General features: G+C 69.7%; 1 protein-coding gene. It reads left to right on the top strand.

Annotated elements, in window-relative coordinates; all coding sequences use genetic code 11:
• On the top strand, positions 1-512 hold a 512-nt coding region (locus tag IE124_RS34540; RefSeq protein WP_229833214.1), incomplete at both ends, for a GTP-binding protein.

The raw sequence follows: 512 nt of genomic DNA, 5'->3' as shown, positions 1-512 counted from the left end.
GTGGCGGGCGGCTTCGGCGTGGGCAAGACCACGTTCGTCGGCGCCGTCTCGGAGATCAACCCGCTGCGTACCGAGGCCGTCATGACCTCCGCCTCGGCGGGGATCGACGACCTGACCCACACCGGCGGCAAGACCACCACGACGGTGGCGATGGACTTCGGCCGCATCACCCTGGACCAGGACCTGATCCTGTACCTCTTCGGTACGCCGGGCCAGGACCGCTTCTGGTTCATGTGGGACGACCTGGTCCGCGGCGCCATCGGCGCCGTCGTCCTCGTCGACACGCGCCGTCTCGCCGACTGCTTCCCCGCGGTCGACTACTTCGAGAACAGCGGCCTCCCCTTCGTCATCGCCCTCAACGGCTTCGACGGCGCCCAGCCGTACCAGCCCGAGGAAGTCCGCGAAGCGCTCCAGATCGGCCCGGACACCCCCATCATCACGACCGACGCCCGCCACCGCGCGGACGCCAAGAGCGCGCTCATCACCCTCGTCGAGCACGCCCTCATGGCCCG

Source organism: Streptomyces narbonensis (assembly GCF_014649015.1).
Lineage (GTDB): Bacteria > Actinomycetota > Actinomycetes > Streptomycetales > Streptomycetaceae > Streptomyces > Streptomyces narbonensis.
Note: the sequence above shows the minus strand (reverse complement) of the source record. Positions and strands in the feature narration are given on the sequence as shown.